The sequence below is a fragment of the Candidatus Berkiella aquae genome (assembly GCF_001431295.2).
Taxonomy (GTDB): domain Bacteria; phylum Pseudomonadota; class Gammaproteobacteria; order Berkiellales; family Berkiellaceae; genus Berkiella; species Berkiella aquae.
Genome location: NZ_LKAJ02000001.1, coordinates 2,025,936 through 2,041,536, shown reverse-complemented (window position 1 = coordinate 2,041,536; position 15,601 = coordinate 2,025,936). Strand labels below are relative to the sequence as shown.

20 protein-coding genes are annotated in these 15,601 nt (G+C 39.3%); 10 read left to right on the top strand and 10 right to left on the bottom strand.

Translation table 11 applies throughout. From position 1 onward, the window contains the following. Positions 1 to 47 precede the first annotated feature (47 nt). From HT99x_RS09060 to HT99x_RS09050, 3 genes are read right to left on the bottom strand one after another with little or no spacing between them, the layout of a single operon-like run. Positions 48 to 425, bottom strand: a complete 378-nt coding sequence (locus HT99x_RS09060) for a DCC1-like thiol-disulfide oxidoreductase family protein (protein ID WP_075066031.1) — start codon at positions 423 to 425, stop codon at positions 48 to 50. After that, positions 422 to 1,051, bottom strand: coding sequence for a pyridoxamine 5'-phosphate oxidase (pdxH, locus tag HT99x_RS09055; protein WP_200957113.1), 630 nt, complete (start codon positions 1,049 to 1,051; stop codon positions 422 to 424). The genes HT99x_RS09060 and pdxH overlap by 4 nt, the downstream gene beginning before the upstream one ends. Beyond that, positions 1,033 to 1,257 (bottom strand): hypothetical protein, encoded by a 225-nt coding sequence (locus HT99x_RS09050; protein ID WP_075066029.1) that lies wholly within the window; start codon positions 1,255 to 1,257, stop codon positions 1,033 to 1,035. The genes pdxH and HT99x_RS09050 overlap by 19 nt, the downstream gene beginning before the upstream one ends. A gap of 148 nt (positions 1,258 to 1,405) precedes the next feature. On the opposite strand from HT99x_RS09050, the gene HT99x_RS09045 reads away from it, so the two are divergent. Beyond that, positions 1,406 to 2,014, top strand: coding sequence for a DNA-3-methyladenine glycosylase (locus HT99x_RS09045; protein ID WP_075066028.1), 609 nt, complete (start codon positions 1,406 to 1,408; stop codon positions 2,012 to 2,014). 178 nt (positions 2,015 to 2,192) lie between these two features. Beyond that, positions 2,193 to 2,396 (top strand): hypothetical protein, encoded by a 204-nt coding sequence (locus HT99x_RS09040; protein ID WP_075066027.1) that lies wholly within the window; start codon positions 2,193 to 2,195, stop codon positions 2,394 to 2,396. Positions 2,397 to 2,641: 245 nt separating this feature from the next. Here the strand turns inward: HT99x_RS09040 and HT99x_RS09035 are convergent, their stop codons facing one another. After that, the gene (locus HT99x_RS09035; RefSeq protein ID WP_075066026.1) at positions 2,642 to 3,217 is read right to left on the bottom strand and encodes a 2'-5' RNA ligase family protein; all 576 of its coding nucleotides are present in this window, start codon (positions 3,215 to 3,217) and stop codon (positions 2,642 to 2,644) included. Positions 3,218 to 3,276: 59 nt separating this feature from the next. Further along, positions 3,277 to 3,903, bottom strand: a complete 627-nt coding sequence (locus HT99x_RS09030) for a protein-L-isoaspartate(D-aspartate) O-methyltransferase (RefSeq protein ID WP_075066025.1) — start codon at positions 3,901 to 3,903, stop codon at positions 3,277 to 3,279. Between the two features lie 195 nt (positions 3,904 to 4,098). On the opposite strand from HT99x_RS09030, the gene HT99x_RS09025 reads away from it, so the two are divergent. The 3 genes from HT99x_RS09025 to HT99x_RS09015 all read left to right on the top strand — a co-directional run bounded on the left by HT99x_RS09025 (position 4,099) and on the right by HT99x_RS09015 (position 5,827). Beyond that, positions 4,099 to 4,512 (top strand): hypothetical protein, encoded by a 414-nt coding sequence (locus tag HT99x_RS09025; RefSeq protein WP_075066024.1) that lies wholly within the window; start codon positions 4,099 to 4,101, stop codon positions 4,510 to 4,512. Between the two features lie 12 nt (positions 4,513 to 4,524). Further along, on the top strand, positions 4,525 to 5,004 hold the full coding sequence (locus HT99x_RS09020; protein ID WP_075066023.1) for a hypothetical protein: 480 nt from the start codon (positions 4,525 to 4,527) through the stop codon (positions 5,002 to 5,004). 328 nt (positions 5,005 to 5,332) lie between these two features. Then, a complete protein-coding gene (locus HT99x_RS09015; protein ID WP_075066022.1) occupies positions 5,333 to 5,827 on the top strand; it encodes a hypothetical protein in 495 nt (164 codons plus the stop codon). 2 nt (positions 5,828 to 5,829) lie between these two features. Here HT99x_RS09015 and HT99x_RS09010 read toward each other — a convergent pair whose 3' ends face one another. Continuing rightward, positions 5,830 to 6,531, bottom strand: a complete 702-nt coding sequence (locus tag HT99x_RS09010; protein ID WP_075066021.1) for a methyltransferase domain-containing protein — start codon at positions 6,529 to 6,531, stop codon at positions 5,830 to 5,832. Positions 6,532 to 6,643: 112 nt separating this feature from the next. Between HT99x_RS09010 and HT99x_RS09005 the strand changes: the two genes are divergently transcribed. Further along, positions 6,644 to 7,366 carry a hypothetical protein gene (locus HT99x_RS09005; protein ID WP_075066020.1) on the top strand — a complete coding sequence of 241 codons (723 nt, stop codon included), beginning with the start codon at positions 6,644 to 6,646 and terminating at the stop codon, positions 7,364 to 7,366. Here HT99x_RS09005 and HT99x_RS09000 read toward each other — a convergent pair. Further along, a complete protein-coding gene (locus HT99x_RS09000) occupies positions 7,356 to 8,615 on the bottom strand; it encodes a methyltransferase family protein (RefSeq protein ID WP_075066019.1) in 1,260 nt (419 codons plus the stop codon). The two genes, HT99x_RS09005 and HT99x_RS09000, sit on opposite strands and share 11 nt — an antisense overlap. 159 nt (positions 8,616 to 8,774) lie before the next feature. On the opposite strand from HT99x_RS09000, the gene HT99x_RS08995 reads away from it, so the two are divergent. Further along, on the top strand, positions 8,775 to 10,418 hold the full coding sequence (locus HT99x_RS08995; protein WP_083482839.1) for a sulfatase-like hydrolase/transferase: 1,644 nt from the start codon (positions 8,775 to 8,777) through the stop codon (positions 10,416 to 10,418). Between the two features lie 60 nt (positions 10,419 to 10,478). Here HT99x_RS08995 and HT99x_RS08990 read toward each other — a convergent pair whose 3' ends face one another. Continuing rightward, positions 10,479 to 11,462: a hypothetical protein gene (locus tag HT99x_RS08990; RefSeq protein ID WP_075066017.1), complete on the bottom strand. Its 984-nt coding sequence runs from the start codon at positions 11,460 to 11,462 to the stop codon at positions 10,479 to 10,481. A 26-nt stretch (positions 11,463 to 11,488) separates the two neighbouring features. Beyond that, on the bottom strand, positions 11,489 to 12,502 hold the full coding sequence (locus tag HT99x_RS08985) for a hypothetical protein (RefSeq protein WP_075066016.1): 1,014 nt from the start codon (positions 12,500 to 12,502) through the stop codon (positions 11,489 to 11,491). Positions 12,503 to 12,796: 294 nt separating this feature from the next. Here HT99x_RS08985 and HT99x_RS08980 point away from each other — a divergent pair, with 294 nt between their 5' ends. Further along, on the top strand, positions 12,797 to 13,312 hold the full coding sequence (locus HT99x_RS08980) for a hypothetical protein (protein WP_075066015.1): 516 nt from the start codon (positions 12,797 to 12,799) through the stop codon (positions 13,310 to 13,312). A 1-nt stretch (position 13,313) separates the two neighbouring features. Continuing rightward, positions 13,314 to 14,099, top strand: coding sequence for a dienelactone hydrolase family protein (locus HT99x_RS08975; RefSeq protein WP_075066014.1), 786 nt, complete (start codon positions 13,314 to 13,316; stop codon positions 14,097 to 14,099). 21 nt (positions 14,100 to 14,120) lie between these two features. Here HT99x_RS08975 and HT99x_RS08970 read toward each other — a convergent pair whose 3' ends face one another. Further along, the gene (locus HT99x_RS08970) at positions 14,121 to 14,603 is read right to left on the bottom strand and encodes a PH domain-containing protein (RefSeq protein ID WP_075066013.1); all 483 of its coding nucleotides are present in this window, start codon (positions 14,601 to 14,603) and stop codon (positions 14,121 to 14,123) included. A gap of 134 nt (positions 14,604 to 14,737) precedes the next feature. Between HT99x_RS08970 and HT99x_RS08965 the strand changes: the two genes are divergently transcribed. Then, on the top strand, positions 14,738 to 15,520 hold the full coding sequence (locus HT99x_RS08965) for an alpha/beta fold hydrolase (protein WP_075066012.1): 783 nt from the start codon (positions 14,738 to 14,740) through the stop codon (positions 15,518 to 15,520). Positions 15,521 to 15,601 lie beyond the last annotated feature (81 nt).

Sequence of the window (15,601 nt, the reverse complement as noted above, 5' to 3'; positions counted from 1 at the left end):
CCCCCTTTTATACAAAGGGGGCGAATGATTGGCTACGCTCATCGTTGTTATAACCGAGACTTACCCTTTAAAAAAAGCGCAATATTGCGCAGGGTTTTCATGACCGGATAAACAATTTTCGCAAGCCATTTTGAACGACTGAAAAGTCGCACATTTAATCGGTTAAACCAGTCTTGATCCGAGCCAATCATGGCTAATAGATGTAAAGCGTCGGGCCCATGATAAAAGTTACCTTGGTATTTAACGATCAACCCTTCATTCAAATCGAGTTGATGTTGTTTGATTTCTTCTAAAATCGGATGAGGGGTTCTGGCATTGATCACATGAAAAGCACCTACCGATTGTTTGATTTTAATCAGCCGTGCAGACATGCTGCAGATTGGACATTCGCCATCATAGACCAGCCAAATGCCATCATCATTCATGGGGAAAGCTGCACAATCTGCCAAATATCATCCACGTTGAGATACTTGAAGCGATCACTCATGCGGTGCTCGCGCCCTTGCCAGAATTCAACGGTGCTAGGAATTAAGCGAAAGCCTCCCCAAAAATCGGGGCGAGGGATCGGTTTACCTTGCACTCGAGATTGCATTTCATTGAATTTTTCCAGTAAATAATCACGTGAAGGGATCACTTCACTTTGCTTAGAAATAATTGATGCAATTTGTGAATCTTGGGGGCGGCTTGCAAAATAATCATCGGATAGTTTTGCTTCTACTACCGTCACGGTTCCTGTCACTCGTACTTGCCGTTGGCAGCTTTGCCACCAAAAGACTAAAGCAGCTTTAGGAATGGCTTTGAGTGCTTGCCCTTTAGGGCTTAAGTAGTTTGTATAAAATACAAAGCCTTGTTCATCGACGGATTTGAGTAAGACGGTTCTTGCAGTGACATCGTAGTTTTGATCAACCGTTGCCAAGGTCATTGCATTGGGTTCGGGTTGTCCGCAAAGGGTTGCTTCATGAAACCACGTTTGGAATTGATTTATCGGGGAAGGATTTAAATCACTTTTTGATAACGGTATTTGTGAAAAAATTAATTTTTCAGCAGCCACAATGCATCCACTTCAAACTTATCAGCAATTTCTTTCAACAACTTTTTATTGGGCACTTGCTCACCAGCAAGAACGCTTTCACTTTCAACCAATGTTAGCCCGAATAAATTGGAGAAATGTTGCGCACGTTCAGGTTTGGTTTTCGGGACGCGATTAAAATCGAGCAGGGCGTGAATATTTTCTAATATATGCTTGTGCACTGGCATGGCGTAATGGTTAGAAAACCTTTATGTATTTAGGATGTGCTTGATTATATCCCGATTGCGCTCTGAGTAAACACTCAATCATGGCTTTTTTTTAGCTAACAAGATCTTGTAGAATGCTCTTTATTTTGAAAAGTTTGATAATGAACTTATGAAGCCACAAAAGTTACCACGCGATTTTTATTTATCAGACGATGTCGTCAAGCTTAGCCAAGCCTTACTGGGAAAGTTTATTGTGACGGATATTGATGGCAAACGAACTGCCGGGATGATTGTTGAAACTGAAGCTTATCGCGGGGCAGAAGATCGTGCATCGCATGCCTTTAGTAATCGACGTACCAAGCGAACTGAAACGATGTTCCAACAGGGAGGGGTTGCCTACATTTATTTATGTTATGGGATACATCATCTCTTTAACGTGGTCACAGCGCCGCAAGGGACGCCGCATGCTGTATTAGTGAGAGCTATTGAGCCTGTTGATGGCATTGATATCATGTTGCAGCGTCGAGGGATGACTACCTTATTGCCTAGATTGACGGCGGGCCCCGGTGCATTAACTCAGGCACTAGGCATTACGACGGTGTTTGATGGTAGTTTGTTATCAAGCAAACACTTGTGGTTAGAAGAAAGAGGAATTCAGTTTTCCAAAAAAGAAATTGTCTCAAGTCCTCGCATTGGAATTGATTATGCCAAAGAACACCGCGATTTACCTTGGCGTTTTCGAGTACAAAACAATCGATGGACTAGTAAAGCTAAGTAAAAATGAAATTTTTGAAAAAGTGGGTTTGCAAAGTAATACAACTTTAGTATTCTGGTAGAGCAGTTCACTAAACAAACTTGGATATTGAAGTATTTATTAAGTTAAATTAATTCTATAACAAGAGTGCCCACATAAAAAATGTGGTGCGTTGATAATCAAAAAATCAAGGGTACTCGATATGAACAAACTACATATGCTTGATGTACTTGAAGCGTTAACACCAGATGAACTTGAAATTCGTTACAAAACCCCCTCACAGTCTGTTTCTATTCAGGATGATGAAGCTGTTTTAAGAGCGATGTCGACTAGCGAAAGTTATCAGGCGTTGTTAAGCCATCTGATCTTACTTGCTTTACCTACACCCTCACATCAAGTTCACTAATTTCAATGGGTTTCAGCTGTACCCGGCAAATGACATTTGCCGGGTTTGAATTTTTATACCGCTCATACTTGAAGATGCGAGATTTCAAAATTCCTAGCGAGCGGTATAATCTTGTTTGGATGCTACGCGCAGAGCAACTCTGCGCTTGCAATCAGGGGGATAATCGCGATTATCCCCCTGATAACCCCCATCGCGTAAGGACGCACTTCAAGTTATGCTTCGCATCTTGAAGTGTATTGGGTATATTAACCTGTGAATCGGTAAAGTTGGATTGTTTGATAGGAAGGGACGGCATTTTCAGCAATCCGTCGCATTAAAGCGCCTTGCTGAATTAAAAATGAATAACCTCTGAATTGTTCCTGAATAAGACTTAACAATTGTTGCATATGTAAGGGATTGAGTGCTTTTACATTACGGATTCTGCCAATTGTCATATGGGCATCGTAGCGCTTTTTGACATCGAACTGATAACGATTCAAAGATCCTTCATGTAATTTTTGATTCATTTTTTTATGAATGGATAAAAATCGATGATAGGGCTCACATCTTAAGACAATCGCCGTGCCATAGATTTTGATTTCCTCAACGTTTGCCATAAAAGGGGCGTTTTGCGAAACACTGGATAAATCTAAAGCAATCTTACGTAGATCATTTTCTTCAACATTAGGGATAAACCCTAGGGTCAAATGAAAATCTTGGGTGTGGGTCCATTGTATTTTAGCCAATGGCGAACGTCTTGTTTCACAAGCGAGGATCTTTTGCGCAATCGTCATCCGATTATCATGACTTGGCAATGCAGCTAAAAAAATGTTGGTTATCAAAATTGAGCTCAATATGTAAACCACAAAAAGAAATAATATAGCACGACAATGAAAATGCGCTAATGGTGATTGGCTATTAAAGGAACAAAAGCAACCGGGGCTAGAATTTTTGTACGTAGGGTGTCGCCTTGCTTTTGTATTAAAGTTAACATCTGCACTTCATGAGGGGTGCCAAGGGGTATCACAATTAACCCATGAGGGGCTAATTGGTTAATTAGGGGGGGAGGAACTTCCTTGATAGCAGCAGTCACAATGATGGCATCAAAAGGAGCGGCTTCTTCCCAACCAAGCGTGCCATCGCCCAAGCAATAGTGAATATTATCATATCCTAAGGTTGTTAATCTTACTTTAGCCGTTTCATACAGATGCGGGATCCGTTCAATCGTCCAGACTTCAGGAAAAAGAGATGCTAAAACAGCTGCTTGGTACCCAGAACCTGTGCCCACTTCAAGCACTTTTTGTGGGTGAGGATGTTTTAGGATGGCTTGGGTCATGAGGGCAACAATATAAGGTTGTGAGATCGTTTGTGCACATTCAATAGAAAGCGCCTGGTTAGCATAAGCGACTTTTTTAAAATTGGGTAACACAAATGCATCACGTGGAATTGAACCTAAAACCGCTAATACTTTAGCGTTTGTAATTCCTTCTTGTTTAAGGGTTTTTATCAATTTGCTTTGTTCTGACATATTTGTTGTGCTCAGCAACTTCCTATATAAATATTATACAATAATCAATACTGTCCATGCTTCACATCTTGAAGTACGCTGGGTATATACCTATTACTTGAAGCGTAGCCCTTGCGCATCGCAAGGAAATCAAAAAATCGCATCTTCAAGTATGAGAGGTATATACTGACTTTATGGTTAAGAAAGTAATGTAGAATGATGCAATTACATCGAATTTATGTGATTGGCGTGGTTACCAACCCGGAAAAAGGCGTGATGATTTTTAATGATCAAATCGCTAATGGTAGCTTTACGTTTTGTGGTTGTGAAGTTCATCCCGGTGAAGATTGGCGTAATCAACTCTTTTTAGCAATTAAACAAAAAACGTGGCTTGAAGATATCCAATTTGAACAAATTCTTTGGGCACAAAGTTTTCCTGCCCACGTGATTGCTAAAGATCCGACTTTTACTTTTTTTGTACACGTTAACACCGTTAAAAAAGGCCATGAACATGGTTATCGCTGGGTAAAGTCGCTTGAGGAGATGAATCAATTGGCGTTGTTTCATCCTTTAGCGCTTTCATTGTGCGAAGATGTTTTGAAAAAGAGAGTATCCTTATCCTCAAAGTAAAAGGAGGACATTATGGTCGATGTCAGCTTTATGAAAAATAAATTTTCGATCGATGATTTAGTTGAACATTATTTAGCAGAAATTAAAAATTTAAGACAATATGTTAAAACACCACAAGATGAAAGTAAATTACAAACCTATTATCAAGCCGTGAGCACGTTTAAAAGAATATCAGTCAAAGAGTTAGTGCAATTTGCGTTATCTTATGGACGTCAAGCTTCGGGAAAAGCTGCACAAATGCAAAGTGCATTTCCAATTATCTTGGGAAATCGAGTGCATCAGCCATCGCAAATCGATGTTGCCTATGCACAATTGTTATTAGAATATACCAAATCGTTTAAAATCGGACGAAGCCGTATAAAAGATTGGATGTTAAGATTTATTTTAAGTAGCCGATTTTCGCCTATTTCACAATATGTCGAACGTGAGATAGTGCATGTGATAGAAAATACCGAGCAGAATGTTAGAAGCTTCAAATCGCAGTTACAATAATGTGCTCAACCTATCACCCTTTCTAAGAAAATAATCAGAGCAAAAATGAGCCCACCTGTTTTAGTTAATTGTCATGGTTTTGCAAGGAAATTCAGAAATCCACGCTATTGAGATGATTAAGTGGAATGACCAATCTGAATACGGATGAGAATATACCGCTGGTACTTGAAAATGCGAGATTCCAAAATTCTTAGCGAGCGGTATAATCTTGTTTGAATGCGACGCGCAAGTGCATTGGGTATATACAGTGCTGGATAAAATTGGGATTGCAAACGAATATAGATCCGTTACGATACTCGAATGAGAAAAAGCAATAAAGGAGTGAGATATGGCAAATTACGGTCCGAGTAGTGGTATATCAGAAATTGAATTAAGCGTATTAGGTGGTAAAAGCTCATCATCAGCAAATACTGAAATGGGATCCATCCCTAATTTACCATCAAAACCTCAAGCCTCTTTACTCACACTGGCGCTAAAACCAACGGCATCTTTGCCCGTAACCATTCCAGGTAGGGAAGGACAATTACAGGAAGATAAATTACGTAAAGAAAAGCAAAAAGAGAAATCAGTTTCTACAGTAAGGTCGAAGTCATTACCGACTCAACCCATGCCGTGCCCTATATCATCATCATCAACCGTAGAAGAAGATGATGATGTTCTGAGCTCTTCTTATAGGAGTCAGTCTTATATACCTCAATATCATGAAGCAAAGGGAAATCCCATTCTTGAGATTGTGCAACGAGGTGACGGGAAAACCAATTTGGTTGTTGGAAGCCCCGGTTTATGTGATGGATACGTTAAAAAACGGTATGGTAATCTATAACCTTAGCGTTTCTTCCCCATAAACACGTAATAGTGATTCATAGTGCCTGGTTTTGTTCCAGGCACATTCACCTCTTGAAATCCCACAATCTCAAAGCCATTCAATAGCGCCATGGCTTCTGCTTTGCTATGAAAGGTCATGTGTGATCGAAATTTTTCAGCAAAAAAGCTAAAATCTGGCGCAAAGAAATTACCAATAAAATAGCCGCCCGGTTTAATTTTTTCGACAATTTTTTGCCAAGTCGGATTAAAATCCTGGGTTTTCATAAAGGGTAGTGCAAAACTTGCAATCACTAAATCAACCTGCGGCAATTCGCTAAAAGGAAGCTTTTCAAAGGTTGAGACAATGGTACGCAGATTCCCTTGATATTGTAAAATATTAGGTTGTTGCTTCATGTATTCAAAAGCTTCTGCTTGGCTATCAACAGCCACCACCTGATATCCCCGTTGTAGCAACTGTAAGGTTTCATGACCCACGCCACAGCCAAGATCGAGTGCAATTTTATTAGGGCTATTCTGTTGAATCGCATTTAAACCATCGACAATAAAGCCGGTAGGGGGGTCACGTAATTTTGCTTTAAAATAGGCTTCCCAGTATTTGTTTTTGGGAGGTGGGTTCGATTGTGCATAACTATGGGTTGTTAACAGTAAAAAACTGACGATGATTGCAAGCAGGGTCGTGGTTAATTTATGGATGAATGCCATTTCGAGATCCGTTCCTTGTGTCTGTACTGAGTATAGCTACAGTTATTTTTTGCTTTGCATACCAATGTTTGCTAAGTTCCTCAATAAAGCTATCGACCGATTAAGGTGAAATATGAAGGATTTTCGAATATTGCTTTGCGCCTTTGTCATGATGTGGTTTATGCCGGTAGAAGCGTCTCCCCTTAATTCGAATCCATCTTCTAATCCTGGTACACCCACTCCCCATCCAACAACGCCACCAGCCCATATGCCAACGGTTATGCCAAAACCGGCACCTGCTGCCATTGCAAAAGATATATTTAAGTTATCAGCGGTGGTGACAGGGTGTGAAATGAACGATCAGTGTATTGTTACCATGCTTAATGAGTTGATTAAAACTGATCCCAATCCAGCTTATAAAGACTATTTAAAACGGGTTGAAGCACAAAAACCCCTCGTCGAAAACAATATTAAAATGTGTAATACCCAGTCTATTGGCACTTTTAAAAAGGCCATTTCGCTGTGTATTGCTGATTCAATGACAACGCTTGAGAAAGCACCAGGCAACCTAGTTGAACTTAACACCAAGGTAGAAAAACAAGTTAAGGAATGTCTATCAACCAATATGCATACGCTTGCAACAGCTGGGAATGTGTATGCACAAATGACCATGGCCCAAGATGCGCTAGAAACGAATGATACTAAAACCTATCAATATTGGTATGCCATGGTAAGAGAGCAAGCAAGAACTACAGCTGAAATAAATACGGTACAAAATTGCGCTGAAGGCTTAGATTTTTCCTTAAAAATCCTTGGCGAATCAATCCGAATGTTTGCAGGACTTCCTAATAAATAGGAGGTTGATAACGTAAAAAATGCCAATGTTTTGCCAAGGGCGCAAAAATGCTATGTTCATTCATCCATAGACCATATTCCACGTAGGCAGGATCTTTCGATAAATGCTTTTCTTCTGTTTTTGCTCGAAAATAATAAATAATGGTAGTCCCGATGAGAAACAGTATGCTTGTGAACAAGATAATGGGATTAGGAGCAATGCTCGCCAGAGGAATGAAGGCAATCCACCAAAAAATCGTTTTTGCAACATAGGCTGGATGTTTAGTCAAGCGATAAACACCTTGGGTAATAATGCCGCGGTTAGTGAGATTGGAAAAGCGAAGGCCAAAAGCAAGGGTTGCTAACACATAGCAAAATAGCATGAATAGCACACAACCGCACCAAATAGATTGTAAGAGTGGGTGGTCAATACTATTAAGGCCAGTGAGAAAGTTAATTTTTTTGGGAATATACAGCATCAAAATCGCGTTATAAAAGGGCTCATAACATATCAGGCAGACAAACCATCCAAAAAAAGTAGAATCTGTTGAGCGAATATGTGAATCAAAAAGCCGTAAAGTAAATAAATAACCAACCGTTGCAATTAACACATCTATTGTAAATAAAATGACAATACCCGTCATAAAAAAAGTATTTATGTTTGAAAAAATATGACTAAATGAGGTGATGGATAGTGTTTGCGATTTACTATATAACTCTGCATACATTAGTGGCAAAAAATACCCTTTTACTATCCAGCCTAAACTGTGTTGAGCAAGGCCTTGATAAGATTGGGGGCGGTTAAAACAAAGAATGCGCCCTAAATTCCAATAACTATCGAAAGGATCATCCATTTTGGCATCAACGAGAGCAACATAGGGTATGGAGATTAAAAATGCCCAAGGGGCAATTTTAATAAGAAATGACCAATAATCTTTGTAAAAGGGTTTATGGTATTCTGGAAAAAGCCAGTACAGAAAAATAAGCATTGCAAAAGTCGCATATAAGCCGACCAATTTAAAAAAGATCCTTTCAAAACTCAGGTTATGCCAAGTAGCACTAAACCCGGTTGATTCACGGTAGGGCGTTTTTAGCAATAACACTTCGAGTAATAGAATGGGTAAGGTGTAAGCCGTTAATGTAGAAAGCACAGCAACTAAAGGCGTTATATACCATTTCAGGCAGCAATAAAATGTAATTGTCGCGCTGCACAACCCTAGCAGGTTAATCCACTGATTATTAACAGATGGAAGCGATTTGTTATTGTTCATGGAATGATAATTCTAGGGAGCATTTATCAAGTATAGTGAGACTATTCTAACAGATTTGATTAGGTATACATAACGCTGCCTTTATGAACATGTAATCTTTAAAATATTTTTCACAATTGCCGAGATGTAGGTGATCCATAAAATATTAAGCGAGTCTGTATGTACACTCAACACCTAGGTAAAAAATTTGCGGTTGCTTTAACCCTTATGGCGGTTTCGGGTTTGTCATGGGCCGCAAAATCCACTACGCCGACATCGACATCAAAGTCATCACAACCAAATATTATCGTCATAATGGGGGATGATATTGGTTGGTTCAATATCGGTGCTTATCATCAAGGGATTATGTCTGGAAAGACACCGAATTTAGATAGGCTTGCTTCAGAGGGCATGCGTTTTACAGATTATTACGCTGAAGCGAGTTGTACAGCAGGGCGTGCGAATTTTATTACTGGAGAGTTACCGATAAGAACAGGACTCACCACCGTAGGACAAGCAGGAGCTGATGTTGGTATGCCAGCAACGGCGCCTACCATTGCGACTGCCCTTAAAGAAATGGGCTATGCAACGGGACAATTTGGTAAAAACCATTTGGGCGATTTAAATAAATATCTTCCTTGCCTTCATGGCTTTGATCAGTTCTGGGGATATTTATACCATCTTGATGCGATGTCAGATCCTTACTGGAAATCTTATCCTAAAGATCCGAAATTCCGTGAACAATATGGCCCACGTAATATGGTTCAGTGTGAAGCAACTACCGTTGAAGACACGACTGAAATGCCACGTTGGGGTAAAATTGGCAAACAAAAAGTGACCGATGAGGGAGCGCTTGATCCTAAACGGATGGAAACGGTAGATGATGAAATTTTAAGTAAAACCTTTGCCTTCATGGATAAAGCAAAGAAAGAGAATAAGCCCTTCTTCGTGTGGTTGAATCCAACAAGGATGCATATTTTTACTTTTCTTTCAGATAAATATAAAGACATGCAAAATTCTGAGACCAACTACGGTACAGAAGAAGCAGGGATGGCACAACTCGATGATATCGTGGGTTCAGTACTCAAATATCTAAAAGATAATGGCTTAGAAGAAAATACCATTGTTGTATTCACAACCGATAATGGTGCAGAAGTCTTCACTTGGCCAGATGGTGGTATGACGCCTTTTAGAAATGCTAAAGGGTCTATTTACGAAGGCGGTTTTAGAGTCCCTGCGCTGATTCGTTGGCCAGGTAAGGTACCTGCTGGAAAAGTAGAAAATGGGATGATTTCAGGACTCGATTGGTTTCCTACCTTGGTTGCAGCTGCCGGCAATGACAAAATTGCCGAAGAACTAAAAGAAGGTAAAAAATTAGGCGATCGTGAATATAAAGTTTACTTAGATGGTTATAATCAAATGGATTTGATTACAGGTAAGGGGCCTTCAAAACGTCATGAGATTTTTTATTTTGCAGAAGACCGTTTAGGTGCCTTACGTATCGATGAAATGAAATTCCGCTTTATTGATCAACCTGATGGTTGGGCTGGTCCTAAAGTAGGGTTAAATATGCCTACTATCACCAACTTAGGTCAAGATCCTTTTGAACGGACTCAAGATCTCAATATCAACGTTGGTGCACCAGGCTATTTCGATCAGTTTATGGCGAGAGAATTTTGGCGTTTTGTCTTGGTGCAACAAAAAGTGGCAGAGTTGGCAGAGACAGCTATTAAGTATCCTCCTATGCAAAAACCAGCTTCATTCAACCTAGAGGCAATTAAAGCTCAAGTTGAAGAAGTGATTAAAAATCATCCTGGACAATAAACTTACAAAGGACACCCTGAGTGGGTGTCCTTTTTATTTTTCTTTTTATTGTTTTTCTCATTAAAAAGTGGGACTACATTTTCCAGACTTATTCTTTTCAATATTTTCAACACGACTGTTACGCACTAATAAACGTTCTCGGGTCAGCCTTAGATTCTGTTCACGAAACATATTCAGCATTTGAGTGGGGGTTATATCAGTTTGTGGCTCATCATCAGGATTTAAGAGTGAGCGGATTTGAGATGGGCCAGCAACCGTTACCTCGGGTGATTCAGCTTGTCGTTGTGTTGCTAGCATTAATTGCAGTTGGCTTTTGACTTTCTCCAACAGAATGAGGGTTTTATCCCTATTTTGTGATGATTCGTTAAGATTACTTGTATTACTGCGTTCGATACCAATATATTCATCATTCGGTAATGAAGGCTGCGCTTGTGTTGTTGGTATTAATTGTCGTCCTTTTAATTCTTTTGCAACCTCTATCCCTAAAAAGGTGACATTAGGCCAGGCTCCTACCAAACCAGCTCGTCTTAGTCTAGTAAGGCATGTATGGAGTGATTTTTTCTTTATTCCAAATTTATCCGCTGCATCTTGTTGACGTAAATACTCTCCTTGTGGAGAGTAAAAATAGTCATACATTTTCACTAGAGTTTTCAATTGGGCAGGTTTTTTTATTATTGATTTTACCGCATCGCTTATTTGTTGTTGAGTTGGAGTGAGGGTAGAAACTACCCGAACAGAGGAAGGCTCTACAGGTTGTGCAGTATGTTCAATGGTATTTCTGGACTTTGATTGTTGCAATGTGTGCTTATACCTATTTTCTTCTATTGTTGGGTTTTCAATTGATAGTATTTTAAATCTTGCAACCGCAAATGGATGATTGCTTTGAGCATAATAGTGTGAAGCGAAAAATAAATCCCCTCCCAGTTCTTTTTCTCCACCCCGAATGGCATTTTCAAGGTTACTATTTGTAGAGTATGGGTTCCTCTCATTTTTAAGTAGTTCAACGGCTCTTTTTAGTGAATTTTTGGTATTCATGTTCAACATTGAATTATTTTCCTTAAGTAATTGGGCTAGTTGTTCAGAAATGCAAAACCCATTTTTTTCTTTGTCTCTGTTTCTTGCGCAGTAGGTTGTGCAGGCAATGATTGCTTTTCTTGTTTATCTTTGACTGCGCGCAGTGGTAAGAGCGTTTTTGCAAAGGTGCTTTGCTCTGATTCACTTCCTGTAGGCTGCATAGGAGCGACAAGCGGATGAACAATCGCTTCTTCCATAATCTTGCGACGTTCACTCTCAAGGGTATGAATTTTTTCGCCAACACGAATGCCCAGGTGCGTTAATTGGGGCCATCGTGCCATTAATTTATGTTTTTTTAATGTCCCACAAGTTGAAGTCAACTGTGTCTCTTTAATATTCAATATTTTAGCAAATTGCTCTTTAGTTGGTTTCTTTTCTGCATTTTTATACAAATAAGATAATATGCTTTTTTGACGTGCATTTAATTTAAGGATAAAACTATCGATGGGTTGTTCTAATAACGCATCAACAGATATTGAGCGAGCCTGCTTTGGTATAGCACTTTGTTTTGAGGACGAAGCTTGTGTGGGCGACTCTTCAGCAATATTTGTCGCAGGTGTGGGAAGCGGTCGAATTGACATCTTTGGGGGCTGAAAAGTTGTATTGGGTTCTGTGCTTAACACCTGATGAGGAATTTCGCGATAAGCATGATAAAAGTGCATTGAAACAGGCTGTGTGTAATGATGGGTTGTATGGAATCCTGAAGGAATAGGGGTAGATTGGTGGCGATATTGATTTGGTAAGGGAGTGCCATAGTAACCTGAATGTTCGTGATAAATGGGTTGTTGCGGCATAGCAGTGGGGCGAGTCAAAAACGGAGCATAATGTGATAATCGAGAGAGAGCAAAAGCATGTGCGCTTTGTTGGTAATGGGCGATTGCAGCTGGCCAGTTACCCATTACTTCACATTGTAATCCAGAAATTGCTTGTTCAAGATGAGCGCTAGGTTGTGACAGGAACTCTTTGTGTAATTCGATTAATTGTAATTCAAGAGGGGATAAACCAATCATGTAAATTTTCCTAATATCTATTTTATTGAGAACGTAGAAATTGAAATGGTATTTTCTTGTATTGAATGTTTTTGTTATTATTTCCCGGCAATTCTAATTGAGCTTCCCAAAATGTCAGGATTTAGCCACGATGAGGAATGAAGAAGTGGACTCTATGCATATACACCTTCTCCTTATTTTAAAATAAATCGCACTATACTCAAACTCTCGTGAATATGCAAAGTTCAATAGCTTTCTTTATTCGAAAAAATCTTCTACGTTTCTATAAAGGGATTTTGATGAAAAGGAAAAGTGATGTTAGGGAAAACTGCACTTTTAACCATGAGTTTATTAGCGGCATTCCCACTTTATGCTGCGAATATGAAATCACAGCCTCAAAATGCAAAATGTGCTGCGGTTAATGGTATTCAAAAATGCAATCTTGCCATCAAAGGTGCTATCAATATCAAAGCCACCTCCGATACGGGGGATGCTATAAAAATTCCCATGATGTTTATTAACGATAAAATGATGGGTGATCTCTTATTATATCAATCACACATTTATGATGATGACCATTTCAAAGATGTGGTCAAAGGGGAATTCGTTATTGATAATTTGACCGCTAAAAATGAATACATTCAATATCAAGTCGTTTTAAAAGGTAAAAATGGACTGATTGCTAAAACGACGGGTGATATGCTGGTAAAGCCAGGTAAAAATCAAACGATTCACTTAAGTAATGTTCCGTTGAGTGAAAAAGAAATTGCTAAAATCACCAGTTATGAGGTTAAGTGCATTTCTTCAAATATTAAATTGCATCGGGTGTAATATGAAGTCACAAGCATTATCAATCATGACTGCACTGTTACTGGCGTTTAATGCTCAAGCTGCCATTAAATCACAGAAACTTGATTATAAATCGAATGGCATCACGATGGAAGGGTATCTGGTTTATGATGCAGAGAAAAAAAAGCAGAAAAGACCTGCTGTGATTATTGTACATGATTGGATGGGGCTTGGACCTTTTACCAAGGAAAAAGCAGATAAATTGGCTAAAGAGGGTTATGTAGCTTTTGCGGTTGATGTATACGGCAAAGGACAACGTCCCAAAAACAATGATGAAGCCGCAAAGTTTGCTGAAAAATATAAAAATGACCGTAAATTATTTCGCGATCGCCTGAAAGCAGCTTATACCGCATTATTATCAGTCGATGCGGTGAATGGTAAGAAAATTTTTGTGATGGGTTATTGCTTTGGTGGGACCGGGGCATTAGAGCTTGCAAGAAGTGGCGTTCCCTTATTAGGGACGGTGAGCTTTCATGGGGGCTTATCAAGCCCAACCCCAGAGGATGCTAAGAATATTAAAGGCCCTGTCTTGGTTTTGCATGGTGCAGAGGATCCTAATGTTCCGCCTGCGGAAGTAGCGGCATTCAAAGAAGAAATGAAGAATGGCCATGTCTCCTATGAATTTATTGAATACCCTGGTGCGGTTCATGCTTTTACCAATCCTCTAGCAGGCAATGATAAAAGCAAGGGGGTTGCTTATAACAGGGAAGCTGATAGAGAATCTTGGGAGGCGTTTGAAGCTTTTTTAAAGCAACAACTTACTGAGTAAATACTTTTCTCAATTTTTGTATTAATTTAAATTAGTTTGAGTATTAGAAGTATCCGATTCTTCTTGCACCGCTCGACGAAACGCCAGTGGATCAACGATGTTATAAAAAGATTCTCTGGTACCACCGGTGCCTGTGATAGTGATGGAGCCATAATTTAAAATGCGACCTAAAACGGTTTGATCGACGCCAATCGCTTCCACTTTTTGTAATAAAGTCTCTAAGGTTTGACGACTAATGAAACCCACTTTGATAATGACGCGTTTATTGGTGACGGCAAATTCACTGGATATATATTGAATATAGGGTGCTAACAAGAAAGCTACTCCGACAACGAAGCATAAACCTGCAAACCCTGCTCGATAAGCTGGGTGCATCAAAATCCATACCCCAGCAGCAAACATCGCACAAGCCAACACGCCGGGCCAGAAAAACATAATTTTATGTAAATGAGTACGATGTACAACTTTTTCATTTGGTAATAAATGTGAATCAACGTAACTCATGGATACCCCAATAGTGTTTGTATGAATTGACAGATTGTACGTACTTTCAGATTCGAGAATGTTACTATCAATAGGATTAGAATATAGCAGTGTTCTGCTATCTTTACCCTATAGTCTTCACGAGGGTAGATGATATGGCAACAATTCGTATCGGTGAAACAGATTTTTTCTATGAATGTCGTGGCAAAGGCACGCCTCTTGTATTGATAGCAGGCTATTCTTGCGATCATACCTTTTGGGATGCCATTTATGACGAATTGACACAACATTTTCAAGTGCTCATTTTTGATAATCGTGGTATTGGCCAAACTATCGACGAAACCTCGACTATTAGCATTGACAGTATGGCGCAAGATACCATGCAAATTGTTAAGGCACTCGATTTAAAACGCCCTATCATTTTAGGGCAGTCAATGGGAGGCACCATTGCACAAACGATTGCTCGAGATTATGGCAGTGATATTGAAAAATTAATCATTCTGAATTCATCAACGAGCATTAATCAAAGAACCCGAATGGTTTTGGCTTCATTGTTGAAATTATATGAAGAAAAAGCTGCTTTTGATACGCTGATTGAAGCAAGTATGCCTTGGTTTTTTTCTGCACAGTATTTAGCCGATCCTAAAAATATTGCGGCTTATAAGGAAATTTGCATGAATAATCCTTATCCACCTAGCCCTGAGATTTTAAGAAGACAACTCCAAGCGTTAAATAATTTTAATTCACACTTATGGGTGAATAATATTCAAATGCCGACACTAGTCATTGCCTCTGAAGATGATATTGTTTGTTTACCAGCAGAAAGTGAACAATTGGCAAGTCATATCAAAAGAGCAAAATACCTTAAAATAGCGGGTGGGCATTCAAGTCCACTTGAAAATCCTCATGATTTGATAGAAGCTATCATGACCATTTAGAACTGCCTCTTTTTCAGGGTGTTTAACCATGAGAACCTTATGATAGGTTAGATACCCTTATCATCAAAAAATGTGCATCAT

Excerpts from the sequence above, each read along its gene's own strand:
- HT99x_RS09025 (WP_075066024.1), top strand. The coding sequence starts at position 4,099 with ATGATGCAATTACATCGAATTTATGTGATTGGCGTGGTTACCAACCCG.
- HT99x_RS09000 (WP_075066019.1), bottom strand. The coding sequence starts at position 8,615 with ATGAACAATAACAAATCGCTTCCATCTGTTAATAATCAGTGGATTAAC.
- HT99x_RS09050 (WP_075066029.1), bottom strand. The coding sequence starts at position 1,257 with ATGCCAGTGCACAAGCATATATTAGAAAATATTCACGCCCTGCTCGAT.
- HT99x_RS08985 (WP_075066016.1), bottom strand. The coding sequence starts at position 12,502 with ATGATTGGTTTATCCCCTCTTGAATTACAATTAATCGAATTACACAAA.
- HT99x_RS09010 (WP_075066021.1), bottom strand. The coding sequence starts at position 6,531 with ATGGCATTCATCCATAAATTAACCACGACCCTGCTTGCAATCATCGTC.
- HT99x_RS09015 (WP_075066022.1), top strand. The coding sequence starts at position 5,333 with ATGGCAAATTACGGTCCGAGTAGTGGTATATCAGAAATTGAATTAAGC.
- HT99x_RS09045 (WP_075066028.1), top strand. The coding sequence starts at position 1,406 with ATGAAGCCACAAAAGTTACCACGCGATTTTTATTTATCAGACGATGTC.
- HT99x_RS08995 (WP_083482839.1), top strand. The coding sequence starts at position 8,775 with ATGTACACTCAACACCTAGGTAAAAAATTTGCGGTTGCTTTAACCCTT.
- HT99x_RS09005 (WP_075066020.1), top strand. The coding sequence starts at position 6,644 with ATGAAGGATTTTCGAATATTGCTTTGCGCCTTTGTCATGATGTGGTTT.
- HT99x_RS08980 (WP_075066015.1), top strand. The coding sequence starts at position 12,797 with ATGTTAGGGAAAACTGCACTTTTAACCATGAGTTTATTAGCGGCATTC.
- HT99x_RS08970 (WP_075066013.1), bottom strand. The coding sequence starts at position 14,603 with ATGAGTTACGTTGATTCACATTTATTACCAAATGAAAAAGTTGTACAT.
- HT99x_RS08965 (WP_075066012.1), top strand. The coding sequence starts at position 14,738 with ATGGCAACAATTCGTATCGGTGAAACAGATTTTTTCTATGAATGTCGT.
- HT99x_RS09060 (WP_075066031.1), bottom strand. The coding sequence starts at position 425 with ATGAATGATGATGGCATTTGGCTGGTCTATGATGGCGAATGTCCAATC.
- HT99x_RS09040 (WP_075066027.1), top strand. The coding sequence starts at position 2,193 with ATGAACAAACTACATATGCTTGATGTACTTGAAGCGTTAACACCAGAT.
- HT99x_RS08990 (WP_075066017.1), bottom strand. The coding sequence starts at position 11,462 with ATGTTGAACATGAATACCAAAAATTCACTAAAAAGAGCCGTTGAACTA.
- HT99x_RS09020 (WP_075066023.1), top strand. The coding sequence starts at position 4,525 with ATGGTCGATGTCAGCTTTATGAAAAATAAATTTTCGATCGATGATTTA.
- HT99x_RS08975 (WP_075066014.1), top strand. The coding sequence starts at position 13,314 with ATGAAGTCACAAGCATTATCAATCATGACTGCACTGTTACTGGCGTTT.
- HT99x_RS09030 (WP_075066025.1), bottom strand. The coding sequence starts at position 3,903 with ATGTCAGAACAAAGCAAATTGATAAAAACCCTTAAACAAGAAGGAATT.